The sequence below is a fragment of the Streptomyces sp. NPDC087845 genome (assembly GCF_044742755.1).
Classification (GTDB): Bacteria; Actinomycetota; Actinomycetes; order Streptomycetales; family Streptomycetaceae; genus Streptomyces.
The window spans coordinates 171,679-184,904 of the sequence record NZ_JBIUVC010000004.1 but is presented as its reverse complement, the minus strand read 5'-3'; the positions used below and the strand labels follow the sequence as shown (position 1 = coordinate 184,904).

The following is a 13,226-nucleotide window of genomic DNA, read 5'->3' as shown; positions in this document are numbered from 1 at the left end:
GGTGGGGTGGGCGGGGGGAAACCACCACTACTGCTCTCCCGGTACCACCACTCCCGCCTCGTACGCGAAGATCACCGCCTGCGCGCGATCCCGCAGATCCAGCTTGGTCAGCACCCGCCCGATGTGCGTCTTCACCGTCTGCTCGGCCAGCACCAGCCGCTCCGCGATCTCCTGGTTGGACAGCCCCCGCGCGATCAGCTCCAGCACTTCCGTCTCGCGCGGAGTCAGCCCGTTCAGCCGCAGCACGTGCCCGTTGCGGACGGCCCCGGACGGCCCCTGCCGGGCGAAGTCCGCGATCAGGCGCCGTGTCACGGACGGCGCCAGCAGCGCTTCGCCCGCCGCGACCACCCGTACGGCCGAGATCAGATCCGCCGGCGGCGCGTCCTTCAGCAGGAATCCGGACGCACCGGCGCGCAGCGCCTCGTACACGTAGTCGTCCACGTCGAACGTGGTGAGCATCAGCACCTTGGGCAGGTGCACCACCCCCACCGGCGGGTTCAGCAGCTCGCGGGCCGCCGCCAGGCCGTCCATCTCGGGCATCCGGACATCCATCAGGACCACGTCCGGGTGGACCCGCCGGCTGACGTCGACGCCCTGGCGCCCGTCCGGCGCCTCACCGACCACGTCGATGTCGCTCTGGGCCGCGAGCAGTGCCGCGAACCCCGCCCGCACCATGGCCTGGTCGTCGACGATGATCACGCGGATGGTCAAGGGTCCTCCGAGGCAGGGGGCGAAGCGGCGGCGAGCGGCAGCCGCGCGGCCACCCGGAAGCCGCCGTCGGGCAGCGGGCCGGTGTCCAGCGTGCCGCCCGTCAACCGTACGCGTTCCCGCATGCCGACCAGGCCGTGCCCGGTCCCGGTCGTCTCCAGCGGCGAACCGGGCTGCTCCGCCCGGTCGTTGACCACCAGCACGGTCAGGTGGTCACCGTCGGACGTGATCGACACCCGGGTCCGCGCACCGGGCGCGTGCCGGACCACGTTCGCCAGGGCCTCCTGCACGATCCGGTACGCCGACAGATCCACCGCCTGCGGTACGTCCGACACATCGGCAGCCAGCGACAGTTCGGCCGGCAGCCCCGCCCGTACCGTCGCCTCCACCAGCTGCTGCACCCGGTCGAGCCCCGGTTGCGGGGTCCGCTCGCCCGCCGTGCCCTCGCTGCGCAGCACCGTCAGCAGCCGCCGCATCTCCGTGAGCGACTCCCGCGCACTCGCCGCGATCGCGCCGAACTCCTCGACCGCCTCCTCGGACAGCCCGCTGATCCGGTAGGGTGCGGAATCGGCCTGGACCGTGATCACGGACATGTGGTGCGCGACCACGTCGTGCAGCTCCCGGGCGATCCGGGTGCGCTCCTCCAGCAGCGTCCGCTGTGCCCGCTCGGCCTCGCTGATGGTCTCCTGCTCGGCGAGCCGCCGTTGGGCGTCGCCCCGTTCCCGTACCGCCGCGCCGATCACCAGCACCGCCGCGCCGAGGACCACGAGCAGGAGCGCGCTGCCGTTGCTGCGTTCCGGTGAGATCAGGTGCAGGACCAGGCTCGCCGCCCCTGTCGCCACCCAGACCGCGGCCAGGGTCTGCCGGGTCTCGCGCAGGGCCAGCGCGAGCAGCACGAAGAGGTAGCCGACCAGGGTGGGCGGGGGCCACGGCCAGATGTCGAACCTGTCGACCGGATACCCCAGCAGCGCGACCGCACCGACGATGTCGGCCGGGAAGATGATCCACCAGGCCTGCAGCGGCCGGTGCGCCAGCATCAGGAGCGGCGCCGCCTGCGCGACGGCCAGGGCTCCCGCCAGTCCTCCGTTCACGCCGTACTGATGGGTCAGGACGTTGATCGTGACCGGTACGAAGGTCGCGACGAGGGCGAGGACGACGGGGTACGGCAGCAGCCGCTGCCACCGCTTCGGCGCGTCCGCCAGGAGCGGCGTCGAGGGGTGGGACGGGTGCGAGAGCCCGTGGGCGATCTCGCGCAGATTGCGCCGGGCGGCGCTCACCAGGCCGTCGACGGGCGGGGGCGTCTGGGGCGGCGTGGGCGGCAGGGGCGGCCCGTGCGGCGGGGAAGTGGACATGGCTGGATCAGCGTAGGCAGTCGAACGCCCGGTGGCGTCATACCGGGGGCTCGGTCCACCGCCGCTCTTCCTCGTACGCGAGTACCACGGCCGAGCAGGCCTGCGCGTTTCCGGCCTGCGTGTCTCCGGTCCGCGTGTCCCCGGTCCGCGCGTTTCCGGCCTGCGCGTTTCCGGCCTGCGCGTCCCCGGTCCGCGCGTCTCCGGCCTGAGCGTCTCCGGCCCGCGCGTTCCCGGTCCGCGCGTTCCCGGTCCGCCGGAGGTGCCCGGTCCGCCGGAGGCCCCCGGCACGCCGGAGACACCCGGCCCCGGCCCCTCCGGCGGCTACAGCTCGGCGAGCAGCTGCGCCTTCTTCGCGCTGAACTCGTCGTCCGTCACCAGACCCGCCCGGTGCAGCTCCCCGAGGTGCCGGATCCGCTCCGCGATGTCCGCAGGATCGCGCCGCCCCGCGCCCGCCAGGACGGCGGCCGGCGCGGCGGGCGACGGCTGCTTCCTGCGTACGGATTCCAGTACGGCCGCGGCGAACGGCAGCGACTCGTGCACCGGGCCGTAGCCGAGGCCGAAGACCACCGCGGCCGGATCCTGATCGGCCCGGGTGGGGCGGGAAGCCATCGGCTGCGCGCTCCGTACCGGACCCGCGGCGAGCCCCGTGCCCAACCCCGTATCCGGTCCCGCACCGATGCCGGAAGCGCTGCTCGTACCGAGGCAGGCACCCGGGCCCGGTCCCGGAGCCACGCCCTCCAGGCCCCTCGGCACCAGCCGCAGATAGCCGTCGAAGGCCTCCGGCGAGCGCCACTCGACCCCGCTCAGCTCCGTCACCGGAAACGTCTGGTCGCCGGCCTTCCACTTCGCCGTGGAGGCACCCGTCCAGAACCAGCGGAAGGAGATCCGGTCCCCGTCGAAGCTGGCCCGGCCGTCGTACGCCTTGAACTGCATCGGGGCCTCGGGCGCCGCGACCAGGAACCGCTCGGCGGGCTCCGCGGCGTCGGGACCGAGCCGGGCGCGCAGTTCGTCCGCGTAGTACTCGGCGAGCGTCTCGCGCTCGGCGGGCAGCACCAGCCGGTACGGATCGCAGCCGTCCTTCAGCTGCCCGGCCGCGGCCTCCAGCAGCGGGTCGGCACCAGGTCTCGGCACCGCGCGCAGGACCACCGTGCCCCGCTTGCCCGGGGTCAGCGTCACCGACGACAGCGCCGCGTGCGGGACGCGGCGCTCACGCAGGCTCTGGAAGAGCTTCGGTGTGCGTATACCCCGTTCGAAGCGGATGAGCACGGAGTCGGTGTCGAACTCCCAGGTGGCATGAATTCCGGCCAGCACATCACCCATGTGCCTCATCGTATGCGGCACTTGCTCGCACGTCCCCCCTTGGTGTGAGTCCCGATATGTGGCCGGCTGTGGCGCGTCGCGTCCGTCAGATCTCCTGGCCGCCGACGGTGGCTCCCTCGCGGCAGGCACGGTCGGAACCGGCACAGCTCACCGAGCCGTAGGCCCCCACGCCGATGGCGGCGAAGTTGCCGAGGCTCTCGGTGCCCGGCTCGAAATAGCCGCTGTGTCCGATCGCGCCGCCCGCCGAGACCACGCGTGCGCCGAAGCCCGGGTCGACCGGGTCGGCCCCGTGACCGAGCCCGCCGAGTTCCAGGTTCGGTACGTCCTCGATCCAGTCGTCCCGGTCCCGCGTCGCCCACACCCTGGCGCCGGTGTGCAGCTGCCGGGCGTTCTCCACCCGCATGCCGGGGCTGCCCGCGACCGCGATGTCGGTGACTCTGGCGGGCAGTTCATGTGCGGCGACACCGCACAGCACCGAGCCGTAGCTGTGGCAGAACAGCGAGACCGGGGCGTCCCCGGGCAGCGCGCCCACCAGGGCGTTCAGCCGGACCGCCCCGCGCTGGGCGAGGTTCCCCAGGGCCGCGTCCACACCGATTCCGGCGGGCGTGGTGTAGTCGGCCCAGGCGATGACGGCGGTCCGGGTGCCGGGGCGCGCGGCGCGCTCCGCCGCGTACAGCGACTTCGCCATGCCGACCGGGGCGGCGTTCACCATGGGGGCGGACCGCTCCAGCGTCAGCAGATTCGTGTCGACGCCGGGGACGATCACGGAGACCCGCTCGGCCCGGTCGAGATCACCGAACACCTCGGCGGCGCGGCCCTTCCCGGACGGGTCGAAGGCGAGGACGTGCCGGCCGTTCTCCAGCATCGCCCCGATGCGGTTCATCCGGCGGAGCGCCTCGGCGCGGCCGTCGGGGGAGAGCCGGTCGTCGTGCATGCGCTGCCGCTCGACCGCGCGCGCCTGCGCCAGGGCCCGCCGATTGGCGTGATAGCGCAGGGTGACCGGGGCGCCGTTCAGATTGCCCACGACCAAGGGGTACTTGTCGGCGAGTGCCGTGCGCTGCGTGGGCGTGAGCGTGGCGAAGAACTGCGCCAGTCGGCGCGGCGGAGCGTCGGCGTCCGGAAGCGCGTGACCGGCTACATGGCCCCGTGCCCACGAGGCGAGAGCGAGGGTGCGTGGCTCGTCGGAGGGTTGGTGACGTACGGCGGTCCAGCCCGTGGTCGCCAGCATCACGAACACAACCGCGACGGCGAGCAGCGCGCGCCATGCGGTGAGCGTGGGGGAGGAGTCGAAGGAAGTCACTCCCGCCCACATTAGGAGACGCGGAGCGGCAGCCGTGAGGAGGGTGACGCACATCACCCCGCTGTCGGGAATTCAAGGCCCGGCATTTCACGCTGTGTTGGTGCGACGCGCACGCACAGGCGCGCGGAGTGGCTCCGGAGCGTCGCATGTGGCCGCCGCAGCACGGCTGTTGTGACGTCGGTCATGCCGCGCGCTGAGGCGTACAGCACAGCAGTGCACCGGTCTCCCGGCGCATCCGTGCCGAGGGGCCTGCCGCACATCGGACGGAGTTTCCATGGCGTCACCCGAGCCCGGTACCGGGGCGTTACCCGAGCCCGGTGCCATGGCGTTGCCCGAGCCCGGTGCCATGGCGTTGCCCGAGCCCGGCGCCGGCCTCCGTCCGCCAGTTCCCGGCGAGTGCCGGGCCGAGCTGGTCCAGATACGCCTCGGTCAGCGTGCGCAGCGATTCCATGCCGGTGTCCCGCCCCTGTCCCCAGAGCTGCCCGGTCACCCGCATCACCCCGGAGAACGCGGCCACGGCGACCCTGGGCCGGGGATCCGTCTCCACGTCGAGCCCCTCGCGCTCGGCGATCAGCCGCGCGACCCGGTTCTCCAGATCGATGCTGCGTCGCAGGTGGGCGGCGTGCAGCGGCGGCGTCGACTCGATCATCCGGTACGTGCGCAGGTGGAGTTCGACGGTGACGATCGCCTCGATCACCTCGCCGAGGGTGTTCCAGGAGCAGAGGACCGCGCTGCGCAGTGCCTCGAACGGGGTTTCCGAAGCGGGCCGCCGGCGCAGCTCCGAGAGGAAGTGCGACTCCGCCATCTCCTGGATGGCGAAGGCGGCCTCCTCCTTGCTGGCGAAGTAGCGGAAGAAGGTGCGCTGGGAGACCTCGACGGCGTCGACGATCTCGTCGACGGTGGTCTGCTCGTAGCCCTGGGCGTTGAAGAGATCGAGGGCGGCGTGCAGCAGGGCGTCCCGGGTGCGTCGCTTCTTCCGTTCACGCAGCCCGGCCGGATGCGCGGCCCGCTGCCCATCGGTCACTGAAATGGTCCTCTTCTTCCTGGTTCACGCGGCTCGACATGGCTGTGAGCTACGTGACAGTTACTGTCTTGTGAAATGGTTTGTCAACTGTCAGTGACTGACACTAATCTCCCCGGCATGACTAGTCAGACCACCGTCGAAAAGGCGTCGCGGGAGCCGCAGGGCACCGCCGTGCCCGCACCTGCCAAGGGGCTGCGCGGCCACCCCTGGCTGACGCTCTTCTCCGTGGCCATCGGCGTGATGATGGTCGCGCTCGACGGCACGATCGTCGCGATCGCCAACCCCGCCATCCAGCAGGACCTCGGCGCCTCGCTCGCCGACGTCCAGTGGATCACGAACGGCTACATGCTCGCCCTCGCGGTCTCCCTGATCACCGCGGGCAAGCTCGGTGACCGGTTCGGTCACCGCCAGACCTTCCTCATAGGTGTCGTCGGCTTCGCCGCGGCATCGGGAGCCATCGGCCTCTCCCACAGCGTCGCCCTGGTGATCGTGTTCCGGGTGCTCCAGGGCCTCTTCGGCGCCCTGCTCATGCCGGCCGCGCTCGGCCTGCTGCGCGCCACCTTCCCGGCCGAGAAGCTGAACATGGCGATCGGCATCTGGGGCATGGTGATCGGCGCCTCGACCGCGGGCGGTCCGATCCTCGGCGGCGTGCTCGTCGAGCACGTCAGCTGGCAGTCCGTCTTCTTCATCAATGTGCCGGTCGGTGTGATCGCGCTCCTGCTGGGCCTGGTGATCCTCAAGGACCACCGCGCCGAGAACGCGCCGCGCTCCTTCGACATCGGCGGCATCGTGCTGCTGTCGCAGGCGATGTTCTGCCTGATCTGGGCGCTCATCAAGGGTTCCGAGTGGGGCTGGGGCGACTACAAGACGCTCGGCTTCCTGGGCGCTGCCCTGGCCCTGTTCGTGGTCTTCGCCTTCTCCCAGAAGAACGTCAGGGAGCCGCTGATCCCGCTGGCGATGTTCCGGTCCGTGCCGCTGTCTGCGGGCACGGTCCTGATGGTGCTGATGGCCTTCGCCTTCATGGGCGGGCTGTTCTTCGTCACCTTCTACCTTCAGAACGTGCACGGTCTGAGCCCCGTCGACAGCGGTCTGCACCTGCTGCCGCTGACCGGGATGATGATCGTCGCCTCGCCGCTCGCGGGCGCCATGATCACCAAGTTCGGCCCGCGTGTTCCGCTGGTCGGCGGCATGGTCTGCACGGCGGTTGCCATGTTCGGCATGTCCCAGCTGGAGATCGGCACCGGCACCCTGACCATGTCGATCTGGTTCGGTCTGCTCGGCCTCGGCCTCGCCCCGGTGATGGTCGGCGCCACCGAGGTCATCGTCGGCAACGCCCCGATGGAGCTCTCCGGCGTCGCGGGCGGTCTGCAGCAGGCCGCCATGCAGGTCGGCGGCAGCCTCGGCACGGCGGTGCTGGGCGCCGTCATGGCCTCCCAGGTCGACTCGAAGCTGGCCGGCAACTGGACGGCCGCGAAGCTGCCGCCCCTCGCGCCGGAGCAGCTGGACGCCGCGTCCTCGGCCGTCGAGGTCGGCGTCCCGCCGGTGGCCGGTGACACCCCGCCGGAGGTAGCGGCGAAGATCGCGGGCGTCGCCCATGACACGTTCGTGTCGGGCATGAGCACGGCGTTCATGGTCGCGGGCATCGTCGCGGTGGTCGCCGCGGTGGTCGCCACGCTCACCAAGAGCGGTGCGAACGCCCAGGCGGGTGCGGGCGCCGGTCACATCTGACCGATCGCCACGAAGCCCTCCGCGGCGTCAACACAGTGCGTACAACAGCCCCGCCGGACCGGTCCGGCGGGGCTGTCGCCTATCAGGGTGGTGCGGCCCCGGGCCCCTTCCCCGGGCGCTGCTCCGCAGGTCAGGGTGCAGGTAACTGATTCGCACCACCACGGGGGTTGATTTCCATGCGTACGACCTTTCTCGCCGCCGCCCTGGCTGCCACCGCTCTGATTCCGCAGGCCGCCGCGGCCGGCTCCCCGCCCCCGCGGGCGACTGCCCACTCCGCACCCGCCCGGCTCGGGACCTGCGGAAGCGGTCAGCTCTGTCTCTGGGAGAAGCCGGACTTCACCGGCGCCCGGCAGATCCACGAGCTGTCCACGATCGACATCGACAGCTGTGTGCCGCTGCCGGCGGGCCGCAGGGTCCAGGCACTCGCCAACCGCACCGGCCGGCCCGTCACCACGTACCAGTCGGCCGAGTGCGCCGAGACCGGAGAGTTCGAGACCTATCCGGGCGGCGGCACCTGGGTGCCCCAGTCCCCGTACCAGGTCAGGGCCTTCAAGGTCTGGGAGAACTGACCGGATACGCCGAAGGGCGGCGGGACCAGGAGATCCCGCCGCCCTCAGCCGTCGTGCGTCGCCCCTTACGCGTCGCCGCCGGCCGCGCCCGGGTCGGCCGCGGTCACATCCAGCAGGTCGTACCGGTCGATCGCCGTCTTCAGCAGCGAACGGTCGACCCGGCCCTGCTTCGCGAGCTCGGTGAGCACCGCGAGGACGATCGACTGCGCGTCGATGTGGAAGAACCGGCGGGCCGCGCCGCGGGTGTCGGCGAAACCGAAGCCGTCCGCGCCCAGCGACTGGTACGAGCCGGGCACCCAGCGCGCGATCTGGTCCGGCACGGAACGCATCCAGTCCGAGACCGCCACGAACGGGCCCTCGGAGCCGGAGAGCTTCCGCGTGACGTACGGGACGCGCTGCTCCTCCTCCGGGTGCAGCAGGTTGTACCGCTCCACGTCCACGGCCTCGCGGCGCAGCTCGTTCCAGGAGGTCGCCGACCAGACGTCCGCCCGGACGTTCCACTCGTCGGCGAGGATCCGCTGCGCCTCGACCGCCCACGGAACCGCCACACCGGACGCCATGATCTGGGCCGGGATCTCGCCCCGCTCGGCGCTCTTGTAGCGGTACACGCCCTTGAGGATGCCCTCGACATCCACGTTCTCGGGCTCGGCCGGGTGCTGGATCGGCTCGTTGTAGACGGTGAGGTAGTAGAAGACATCCTCACTGTCCTCGCCGTACATCCTGCGCAGACCGTCCTTGACGATGTGCGCGATCTCATAGCTGAACGCCGGGTCGTACGCGACACAGCCCGGGTTGGTCGAGGCGAGCAGCTGCGAGTGGCCGTCGGCGTGCTGGAGACCCTCACCGGTCAGCGTCGTACGACCCGCGGTCGCACCCAGCACGAAGCCGCGCGCGAGCTGGTCGGCCATCTGCCAGAACTGGTCGCCGGTGCGCTGGAAACCGAACATCGAGTAGAAGACGTACACCGGGATCAGCGGCTCGCCGTGCGTGGCGTACGCCGAGCCGGCGGCGATCAGCGACGCCGTGCAGCCGGCCTCCGAGATGCCGTCGTGCAGCATCTGACCGGTCGGCGACTCCTTGTACGCCAGCAGCAGATCGCGGTCCACCGCCTCGTACTGCTGACCGAGCGGGTTGTAGATCTTCGCGCTCGGGAAGAAGGCGTCCATGCCGAAGGTGCGGTACTCGTCGGGCGCGATCAGCACGAAGCGCTTGCCGATCTCCTTGTCCCGCATGAGGTCCTTCAGGATGCGGACGAACGCCATGGTCGTGGCGATCGACTGCTGACCCGAACCCTTCTTCGCGGTCGCGTACGTCTTGTCCTCGGGGAGGACCAAGGGCTTCGCGCGCACCACACGGGTCGGGACGTAACCGCCCAGACTCTTGCGGCGGTCGTGCATGTACTGGATTTCCTCCGAGTCGCGGCCCGGGTGGTAGTAGGGCGGGTAGCCCTCGTCCAGCTGCTTGTCCGTGATCGGGATGTGGAGCCGGTCGCGGAACCGCTTGAGGTCCTCGACCGTGAGCTTCTTCATCTGGTGGGTCGCGTTGCGGCCCTCGAAGTTCGGTCCCAGTGTCCAGCCCTTGACCGTCTGCGCCAGGATCACCGTCGGCTGGCCCTTGTGGGCCTTGGCCGCCGCGTAGGCCGCGTAGACCTTCTTGTGGTCGTGACCGCCGCGGCCCAGGTGCAGGATCTGGTCGTCGGTCATGTCCTTCACCATGTCGCGCAGCCGCGGGTCGTCCCCGAAGAAGTGCTCACGGATGTAGGCGCCGGACTCGGTGGCGTACGTCTGGAACTGGCCGTCCGGCGTGGTGTTCAGCCGGTTGACCAGGATGCCCGTGCGGTCCTGTGCGAGCAGCGGGTCCCAGGACCGGTCCCAGACCAGCTTGATGACGTTCCAGCCGGCGCCGCGGAACTGCGACTCCAGCTCCTGGATGATCTTGCCGTTGCCGCGCACCGGGCCGTCGAGGCGCTGCAGGTTGCAGTTGACCACGAAGGTCAGGTTGTCCAGGCCCTCGCGGGCGGCGATGGAGAGCTGGCCGAGCGACTCGGGCTCGTCCATCTCGCCGTCGCCCAGGTACGCCCACACATGCGACCGGGAGGTGTCGGCGATGCCGCGCGCCTCCATGTAGCGGTTCATCCGGGCCTGGTAGATCGCGCCGAGCGGGCCGAGGCCCATGGAGACGGTCGGGAACTCCCAGAAGTCCGGCATCAGCCGCGGGTGCGGATAGCTGGACAGGCCGTTGGGCGCCTTCGACTTCTCCTGGCGGAAGGCGTCGAGCTGTGCCTCGCTCAGTCGGTCGAGCAGGAAGGCGCGGGCATAGATGCCGGGGGACGCGTGGCCCTGGAAGAAGATCTGGTCGCCGCCCAGGCCGTCGTCCTTGCCCCGGAAGAAGTGGTTGAAGCCCACGTCGTACAGCGAGGCAGAGGAGGCGAAGGTGGCGATGTGGCCGCCGACCCCGATTCCCGGACGCTGGGCGCGCGACACCATCACGGCCGCGTTCCAGCGGGTCGCGTTGAGGACCTTGCGCTCGATCTCCTCGTCGCCGGGGAAGAACGGCTCGTCCTTCGTGGCGATCGTGTTCACGTAGTCCGTACTGCGCATCTCCGGCACGGCGACGCGCTTCTCGCGCGCACGTTCGATGAGCCGGAGCATCAGGTAACGGGCCCGCTCACGGCCTCGCTCGTCGACGGCGGCGTCGAGCGAGTCGAGCCATTCCTGGGTCTCTTCGGGATCGAAGTCCGGGACCTGGCTCGGCAGGCCGCCAATGATGATCGGGTTGCGATCGGATCCGGAAGCCACGCTGTTCCTTCGCTGTTCGGTGCTGCTCTACGGGGCCTGGTTACCGGAGGACATGCCCCCGGGACGTATACATGTACGCCATCACCATCGTGTACCGCGGAGGCGTAAACGTCATCTCTACCGAGGGGTAACGGCCGTGTTGTGAGACATCGCGTACGTGGCGCGGGGATGGGCTGGTCCAAACCGCAACCTTACGCCCAACCCGTCCAAGCGTTCCCAAAGGATGTTCGACTCCGAATGGCGGATCGAAACGGCATAAGCTGTGGAAGGACGTAAAGGGTGTGGAAGATGGCGCAGGCCCCCGCGGGGGGACCGCCGACAGTGCGGCGACGTGACAGGGAACGTCACCGTTTAGGCGGTCTCGCACGCTGGGTACTTGCGCGATCCGCCGCTCCCGTGTGGACTACGGCCAACGCCCCGCGCACGCGCGTGGCTGAAGCATTTTCCGAAACATGATCAGGAGGCAACCCGTGAGCGCGACCGCGGACCACGCGGAGGAGCGGACCAACCCGGCAGCACGCCTGGGGTTCGAGCCCGGACAGGTGGTCCAGGAGATCGGCTACGACGACGACGTCGAGCAGGAGCTCCGTGAGGGCATTGAGGCCACAATCGGCCAGGATCTCGTCGATGAGGACTACGACGACGTCGCAGACGTCGTCCTGCTGTGGTTCCGCGACGAGGACGGCGACCTTACGGACGCGCTGGTGGATGCCATTGGTCTGATCGAGGACGGCGGCGCGGTCTGGCTGATGACGCCGAAGACCGGCCGTGACGGATACGTCGAACCGAGCGACATCAACGAGGCTGCACAGACCGCCGGTCTCTCCCAGACCAAGAGCATCAATGCGGGCAAGGACTGGACGGGCAGCCGTCTGGTCACGCCGAAGGCGGCCAAAGCCAAGCGCTGAGCCGCGTTCGCCACGCACTCGCCCCGAAGACCCCCGACGGCATGAACCGCCGGGGGTCTTCTTCTTGCTGCGGCTTCTTGCGGCGGCCGGGTCCATGCCCGCCGTCGGGGGTCGGTCCCGGTCGCGGGGCGCCCCCGCGGGAGGCCGCGCGGGCGCCGCGCGGCCTCCCGCGGGCCCTGCGTAGGGTGGGGGCCACCCGGACAGCCCAGCCCGGTGGACGTAGCGAAGGGACGCGTTTCATGGCGATCGAGGTCGGCACCCAGGCCCCGGATTTCGAGCTGAAGGACAATCACGGCCGGACCGTGAGGCTCTCCGACTTCCGCGGCGAGAAGAATGTCGTACTGCTGTTCTATCCGTTCGCCTTCACCGGCGTGTGCACGGGTGAGCTCTGCGCGCTCCGTGACGAGCTGCCGAAGTTCGAGAACGACGACACGCAGCTGCTCGCCGTCTCCAACGACTCCATCCACACCCTGCGCGTCTTCGCCGAGCAGGAGGGCCTGGAGTACCCGCTGGTCTCGGACTTCTGGCCGCACGGCGAGACCTCGCGGGCCTACGGCGTCTTCGACGAGGAGAAGGGCTGCGCGGTGCGCGGCACCTTCATCATCGACAAGGAGGGCGTGGTGCGCTGGACCGTCGTCAACGGTCTGCCCGACGCGCGTGACCTCAACGACTACATCAAGGCGCTCGACAGCCTCTGATCCGGTTCAGAGCCGCTGATCCGGGGCTGCCGGTCCTAGGCCGCTGATACAGGACCGCTGATCCGGGACCGCCGATACGGCGTCGCCGATCCGGGGCCGGCGGATCTGCGGGCTTCCCGGTCAAAAGCCTGCTTTGGCCGGGAACCGGTCACTAGGATCCAGTCGTTGATCGGATGCCAACGCAACGTGGAGGCGCCGGCGCCAGCCGGCCCCCAAGGAAACCAATGGGAGGACTCGTGGGAGTCAGCCTCAGCAAGGGCGGCAACGTCTCGCTGACCAAGGCCGCGCCCAACCTGACCGCGGTCATCGTCGGTCTGGGCTGGGATGCTCGTACCACCACCGGTGGTGACTTCGACCTCGACGCCAGCGCCCTGCTGACGAACGCCGAGGGCAAGGTCGGCAGCGACGGCAACTTCGTCTTTTTCAACAACCTCAAGAGCCCCGACGGCTCCGTGGAGCACACCGGTGACAACCTCACCGGTGAGGGCGAGGGCGACGACGAGGTCATCAAGGTGAACCTGGCCGGCGTTCCGGCCGATGTCGACAAGATCGTCTTCCCGGTCTCGATCTACGAGGCCGAGACCCGGCAGCAGAGCTTCGGCCAGGTGCGCAACGCGTACATCCGCGTGGTCAACCAGGCGGACAACAGCGAGCTGGCGCGTTACGACCTGAGCGAGGACGCCTCGACGGAGACCGCCATGGTCTTCGGCGAGCTGTACCGCAACGGGGCGGAGTGGAAGTTCCGCGCCATCGGCCAGGGCTACGCCTCGGGGCTGCGCGGCATCGCGCAGGACTTCGGCGTCAACGTCTAGAAGGGGCGA

Annotated in this window: 11 protein-coding genes; 5 read left to right on the top strand and 6 right to left on the bottom strand. The window is 70.1% G+C overall.

What is annotated here, in order from left to right; genetic code table 11:
* Positions 1-27: 27 nt before the first annotated feature.
* The 5 genes from ACIOMQ_RS12835 to ACIOMQ_RS12815 form a co-directional block, all read right to left on the bottom strand.
* The gene (locus ACIOMQ_RS12835) at positions 28-711 is read right to left on the bottom strand and encodes a response regulator transcription factor (protein ID WP_362194445.1); all 684 of its coding nucleotides are present in this window, start codon (positions 709-711) and stop codon (positions 28-30) included.
* Positions 708-2,060 (bottom strand): sensor histidine kinase, encoded by a 1,353-nt coding sequence (locus tag ACIOMQ_RS12830; RefSeq protein ID WP_401937704.1) that lies wholly within the window; start codon positions 2,058-2,060, stop codon positions 708-710. Before ACIOMQ_RS12830 ends, ACIOMQ_RS12835 begins: the two co-directional genes overlap by 4 nt.
* Positions 2,061-2,381: 321 nt before the next feature.
* On the bottom strand, positions 2,382-3,380 hold the full coding sequence (locus ACIOMQ_RS12825; protein WP_401263952.1) for a DUF4429 domain-containing protein: 999 nt from the start codon (positions 3,378-3,380) through the stop codon (positions 2,382-2,384).
* An 85-nt stretch (positions 3,381-3,465) separates the two neighbouring features.
* Positions 3,466-4,680: an alpha/beta hydrolase gene (locus ACIOMQ_RS12820; protein WP_362194454.1), complete on the bottom strand. Its 1,215-nt coding sequence runs from the start codon at positions 4,678-4,680 to the stop codon at positions 3,466-3,468.
* Between the two features lie 304 nt (positions 4,681-4,984).
* Complete coding sequence (locus tag ACIOMQ_RS12815; protein ID WP_402188937.1) at positions 4,985-5,704, bottom strand: TetR/AcrR family transcriptional regulator; 720 nt, start codon at positions 5,702-5,704, stop codon at positions 4,985-4,987.
* 117 nt (positions 5,705-5,821) lie between these two features.
* On the opposite strand from ACIOMQ_RS12815, the gene ACIOMQ_RS12810 reads away from it, so the two are divergent.
* Positions 5,822-7,432 (top strand): MFS transporter, encoded by a 1,611-nt coding sequence (locus tag ACIOMQ_RS12810; protein WP_362194460.1) that lies wholly within the window; start codon positions 5,822-5,824, stop codon positions 7,430-7,432.
* Between the two features lie 176 nt (positions 7,433-7,608).
* Positions 7,609-8,001, top strand: a complete 393-nt coding sequence (locus ACIOMQ_RS12805) for a peptidase inhibitor family I36 protein (RefSeq protein WP_362194463.1) — start codon at positions 7,609-7,611, stop codon at positions 7,999-8,001.
* Positions 8,002-8,066: 65 nt separating this feature from the next.
* Here the strand turns inward: ACIOMQ_RS12805 and aceE are convergent, their stop codons facing one another.
* Positions 8,067-10,799 carry a pyruvate dehydrogenase (acetyl-transferring), homodimeric type gene (aceE, locus tag ACIOMQ_RS12800; protein ID WP_362194466.1) on the bottom strand — a complete coding sequence of 911 codons (2,733 nt, stop codon included), beginning with the start codon at positions 10,797-10,799 and terminating at the stop codon, positions 8,067-8,069.
* A 470-nt stretch (positions 10,800-11,269) separates the two neighbouring features.
* Between aceE and ACIOMQ_RS12795 the strand changes: the two genes are divergently transcribed.
* The 3 genes from ACIOMQ_RS12795 to ACIOMQ_RS12785 all read left to right on the top strand — a co-directional run bounded on the left by ACIOMQ_RS12795 (position 11,270) and on the right by ACIOMQ_RS12785 (position 13,217).
* Complete coding sequence (locus tag ACIOMQ_RS12795; protein ID WP_093895494.1) at positions 11,270-11,707, top strand: DUF3052 domain-containing protein; 438 nt, start codon at positions 11,270-11,272, stop codon at positions 11,705-11,707.
* Positions 11,708-11,946: 239 nt separating this feature from the next.
* The gene (locus tag ACIOMQ_RS12790) at positions 11,947-12,405 is read left to right on the top strand and encodes a peroxiredoxin (RefSeq protein WP_362194470.1); all 459 of its coding nucleotides are present in this window, start codon (positions 11,947-11,949) and stop codon (positions 12,403-12,405) included.
* 236 nt (positions 12,406-12,641) lie between these two features.
* Positions 12,642-13,217: a TerD family protein gene (locus ACIOMQ_RS12785; RefSeq protein ID WP_072483704.1), complete on the top strand. Its 576-nt coding sequence runs from the start codon at positions 12,642-12,644 to the stop codon at positions 13,215-13,217.
* The last annotated feature ends 9 nt before the right edge of the window (positions 13,218-13,226 follow it).